Origin of the sequence: Synechococcus sp. R6-7, from assembly GCF_047461695.1 — a bacterium.
Lineage (GTDB): Bacteria > Cyanobacteriota > Cyanobacteriia > Thermostichales > Thermostichaceae > Thermostichus.
Map to the genome: position 1 here is coordinate 1 of NZ_JANSHS010000321.1, position 4808 is coordinate 4808.

General features: G+C 55.4%; 3 protein-coding genes and 1 pseudogene. 1 reads left to right on the forward strand and 3 read right to left on the reverse strand.

All coding sequences use genetic code 11. From position 1 onward, the window contains the following. Positions 1-886: pseudogene (locus tag NW815_RS09840) on the reverse strand (putative bicarbonate transporter, IctB family); the annotation flags it as partial. 958 nt (positions 887-1844) lie between these two features. Between NW815_RS09840 and holA the strand changes: the two are divergent. Beyond that, positions 1845-2837 carry a DNA polymerase III subunit delta gene (holA, locus tag NW815_RS09845; RefSeq protein WP_414388455.1) on the forward strand — a complete coding sequence of 331 codons (993 nt, stop codon included), beginning with the start codon at positions 1845-1847 and terminating at the stop codon, positions 2835-2837. Here the strand turns inward: holA and NW815_RS09850 are convergent. Both NW815_RS09850 and NW815_RS09855 read right to left on the reverse strand, forming a co-directional pair. Beyond that, a complete protein-coding gene (locus NW815_RS09850; protein ID WP_414351249.1) occupies positions 2825-3436 on the reverse strand; it encodes a cytochrome c oxidase subunit 3 in 612 nt (203 codons plus the stop codon). The two genes, holA and NW815_RS09850, sit on opposite strands and share 13 nt — an antisense overlap. Before the next feature lie 118 nt (positions 3437-3554). Beyond that, on the reverse strand, positions 3555-4808 hold a 1254-nt coding region (locus NW815_RS09855), incomplete at its 5' end, for a cytochrome c oxidase subunit I (RefSeq protein ID WP_414415956.1).

Genomic DNA, 4808 nt, shown 5'->3' on the forward strand with positions numbered 1-4808 from the left:
TCAGGATCCCGAGCAACAGAGCAGCCCCCCCTCCGCCCAACAGGGCCGGCAAGGCCCAACGCCGCCAGCGGGCTGGCAAATCGACAGAATGCCACTGTGCCAACAGCACGGCCATCAGGGTGAGCATGGCCAGCCCCCCAATCCAGGCGCCACGACTGTAGGTGAGCAACAGGCAAATCAGGTTCACCGCCGTCGTAAACCCGGCCAGGAGTTTCGCCCCCCAACTGGGCCAAATCCAAGTGGCGGCCAGCCCCAGAGGAATGACCGGGATCAAGTAGCCCCCATACAGATTTGGATTGCGCAGATAGCTGTACACCCGCGTCAGACCCGCCAAACCCGACTTCGGATCCACCCAGGTGGCCAGTTCCGCTGCCCCATATAAGTATTGCCGCAGGCCATGGATCCCCATCACCAAGCTGACCAAAAGCAGGGATCCAACGATCCCATCTCGGAATTGGGGTTTGCGCAGCAGACGATGCAACAACAGATAACCAGCCAGGTAGAGAGTCAACTTCAGCCAGCCATCCCGTGCTGCGTAGGCAACCGGAGAGAGAATCGTTGCCAAGGTGGCAATTCCCCAGAAAAGGACCAGGGGCAGATGCAGCGGCAGCCCAATCGGCGTTTCCACCAAAGCGCCCAGGCCCACCAGAGCGGCCATAGCCAGCAAAATCAGGCCCAGGATGCCGGTGGAGCTTTGCGCAGAGAAAACCCAGTAAAGCAGTACCAGCCCCAGGCCGATGCGGTCGGAAGTCTGCACCAATACGCTGCTTTTCCCCCAACTCTGCAGGGATCCCAATAGACGACCCAAAAGGCTTCCCTGCCACCAAGCCTTGATGGGAAAATCGCGCAGCAGAAAACCGTGCCACCGTTGCGTTGCTCGTTCCATAACCCTCCGGAGCCTGTTGGGCACAAGTTCATACGCCCCAAGTCACCTTCCGATTGCGTCGGTGGGACGAAGTTCTAGCTTATATCCCCAGAGGCAAAGAGACAACGAAGAAGAGCGCAACTTCTTATCGCGCCAGCCGGACAAAGTACCCCTCAACAAAAACAAAGAACCGGCTGACTCACAAGACTCTACAAGACAAAAGGCATCGAAGAGTTATCAAAGTTGGGTTTTCAATCTTAAGAACAAGTCTCTGTAAAAAGCAAAGAAGAACAGCAGGAAAAACTACAAAAAGCTCTATCTCAATCTTCAATCAAATGTTGGATTGCCGCAATCGAAGATCTCCTGACCTACCACAGACCGATTCTCAAAAGATTCTTCAGGCAACACAGGCTAACACTTGACCTTGAGATCCTCTTTCACCTTCGGCATTAGGAGAAGGGATTTGATCGCCTAAGCGGGATCCAGACCAACCTTCCTTGGCTCTAACTGCGTTCTGGGAATTGGAGTTGGAATAGTGAATCTGAATACGAGTAGGACGGCCCAGACCCAGGGCGGATCCCATGCAACGGGCTAAGATTTGCACCTTAAACTCAAACTCGCCAATGCCATCCATAATCTTTAACCCTGCAGTCTCTGCTCCTAATTCAACTGTAGGAGAAGGTCTACGAAACCTCTTCAGTGGGAATACAGAACTTTTTGAGCTGCGGAGACTTCTGGATTATGAAAGTTATGTAAAGATGCCTTTGTTTTCGCCAGACAGGGCGAGTACTTGACCTATTCTTAAACAACTTGAGTCAAGCTGGGCTCGGTATCTTCACTTGGACTGACTCCCTCCACCAAGTTGAGCAGGGATCCCGGCCAAACCGCTTAGACAAGGGGAACTGACCTACGCAAAATGGAGGAAGTAGGGGAAAAGCATCTCGTAAATCACTCGGTTCGTAAATCACTCGGTCGAAGCGTGCCCGTTTACCTGTACTGGGGGGATGATACCTATCGCCTGATGCAGGCGGTACAGCAGTTGCGGGATCAAGTGCTGGATCCCCACTGGGCTGCTTTTAACTACGATCGCCTGCCGCCGGAATCCACGGTTGCCGGGCTCAACCAAGCCATGACCCCGCCGCTGGGATCCAACGCCCGCTTGGTTTGGCTGGAAGAGACAACACTCACCCAACATTGCCCGGAAGATCTGTGGGAAGAAGTGGAGCGCACACTGGCCCAGTTACCCCCTACCACCCATCTGCTCTTGACCACCAGCAGCAAACCGGATGGGCGCCTGAAATCCACCAAAATCCTCAAAAAAACGGCCATTGTCCGCGAGTTTTCGCAACTGGCCCCTTGGGATGAGGAGGGCATTCTCCAGCAGGTGCAGCGGGAAGCTGAACAACGGGATCTGGCCCTCAGCCCGGCAGCCGCCCAGAAATTGGCCGAGGCGGTGGGCAATGACTCCCGTCGCTTGGCGATGGAATTGGAAAAGCTGGCCCTGTTTACGGCAGGTCAACAGGATCCCATTTCTCCTGAACAAGTCGAGGCGTTAGTTCCCGCCAGCGCCTACAACAGCTTTCAATTGGCGGGATCCCTGCGCAAAGGGAATCTGGAACAAGCCCTACGCATCTTGACCCATCTGCTGGATCACAACGAGCCGGCTCTGAAGGTTCTGGCGGTGTTGGTGGGCCAATTTCGCACCTGGCTATGGGTGCGGCTGCTGCTGGATCAGGGAGAACGGGATCCCAAGGTCATCGCCCAGAAAGCAGAAATCGGGAATCCCAATCGGGTTTACTTTCTGCAAAAAGAGGTGGGATCCCTGAAGACCACAGCTTTACTGAAAGCAATGCAGCAGCTTTTGCAATTGGAATACAACCTCAAGCAAGGACAGCCGGAACGAGATGCCTTTCAAGAAGCGCTGATCCAAATCGTGGCTATATTGGGTGAAGGCCGAGCTCAGAGCAAGTAGAGCAGAATAAACAGCACAACCCAAACCCCATCCACAAAGTGCCAGTAGATCTCGGCAGCTTCGACGCCAAAATGATGTTGAGCGCTGTAGTGGCCGGGCTTAAAGGAGCGCCAGAGCACCGCCAGAATAAACAGCAACCCTGCCATCACGTGGAGACCATGAAACCCCGTTAAAACATAGAAGGTGCTGGCAAACAAATTGGTGGTGAGGCCAAACTCCAGGTTGCTGTACTCATAGAGTTGCCCTGCCAGGAAAACCGCCCCCATCAGCGCTGTGAGGGCAAACCACAGCCGCAGACCCCTGACATCATCGGCCTTGATGGCCGACCCAGCTTTGTGAATGACGAAGCTGCTGGAGAGCAAAATCACCGTGTTGATCCCAGGCAAAAGCAATTCCCGCTCTGGGGTTCCCTCCGGCGGCCACACCGGGGCGGTGAGGCTATAGGCCAGGTAGGCCATGAACAGCCCTAGGAAAAGACAGCCTTCTGCCACCAAAAACATCAAGATGCCAAAGACGCGATGATCTGGGTGCTCAGCATGGGCAGTGTGGGCCCTTGAGTGGCCAACCATCAGCGTTTCAGAGGCAAGGGATCCTTGCATATTCCTTTCCACCTAAATTCCTGAATTCCTGAGACTTCTTGAGGCTGTACAAGCAGCCCAGCCAAGACTGGAATACCCAGTGAGCAGGGGATCAGCCGCCCACCGGGCAACCGACCTGCTAGGAAGAGGTAGGCTCCGCTTCCGCCAGCGCCAGCTCCCGCAAGCTCTGCAACTGAGCAGCAAAGTAGTCCAGCGTCTCTTTGCTGTGCAAGCCGTAGTCGTAGGGGCCAGTTAGCAGAATGGGATCCCCATAAAAGTTGTGATGGGGCGGGGGAGAAGAAGTTGTCCACTCCAGTGTCAGGGCCTGCCAAGGATTATCCCCAGCTTTTGGCCCGGCCACCCAGGAGTAGATGGCGTTAACCAAAAAGGGCAGGGTGGAAATGGCCAGAACAAAGGCCCCCACCGAGCTGATCCAGTTGAGGTCGGCAAATTGGGGATCGTACTGGGCCACCCGGCGGGGCATCCCCATCAGGCCCAGCTTGTGCATCGGCAAGAAGCACATGTTAAGGCCGACAAAGGTCAACACAAAGTGCACCCGCCCCCAAAACTCGTTCAGCAGCCGCCCCGTCATCTTGGGGAACCAGTGGTAGATGCCGGCATAGATCCCAAAGACGCTGCCGCCAAACAACACGTAGTGTAGGTGGGCCACCACAAAGTAGGTGTCGTGAACGTGGATATCCAGAGGCACCGAGGCGAGGATAATCCCGCCCAAGCCGCCGATCACAAACATCGAGACAAAACCCATGCCAAACAGCATGGCCGAGCGGAAGTGGATCTTGCCGCCCCACAAAGTGGCCAGCCAGCTAAACACCTTGATCCCAGTGGGAACGGCAATGGCCATGGTGGCGATCATGAAGAACACCCGCATCCAGTCAGGGGTGCCACTGGTGAACATGTGGTGAGCCCAGACGATCAACCCCAAAAAGCAGATGGCCAAGCTGGAGTAGGCGATGGCCTTGTAGGCAAAGATGGGCTTGCGGGCATGCACCGGCAAAATCTCGGAGATCATGCCAAAGACCGGCAAGATCATGATGTAAACCGCCGGGTGGGAGTAGAACCAGAACATGTGCTGGTAGACCACCGGATCCCCGCCGCCGCTGGGGTTGAAAAAGGCCGTGCCCGCCAACAGGTCAAAGCTAAGCAAAATCAATGCACCGGCCAAAACCGGTGTTGCAATGAGGGTGAGAACAGAGGCTGCCAGCATGGCCCAGCAAAACAGCGGCATGTCTTCCATCTTCATGCCGGGCATGCGCATCTTCAGAATGGTGGTGATGAAGTTCACGGCTGCCAGGATGGAAGAGGTTCCTGCCAGCAAAATGCTCAGGATCCAGAGTTCTTCGCCCACTTTGCCGCTGATCAAGCTGAGGGGGGG

What these genes read in the sequence shown, in the direction of transcription:
- NW815_RS09850 (WP_414351249.1), bottom strand. Translation starts at nt 3,436, where the DNA reads ATGCAAGGATCCCTTGCCTCTGAAACGCTGATGGTTGGCCACTCAAGG.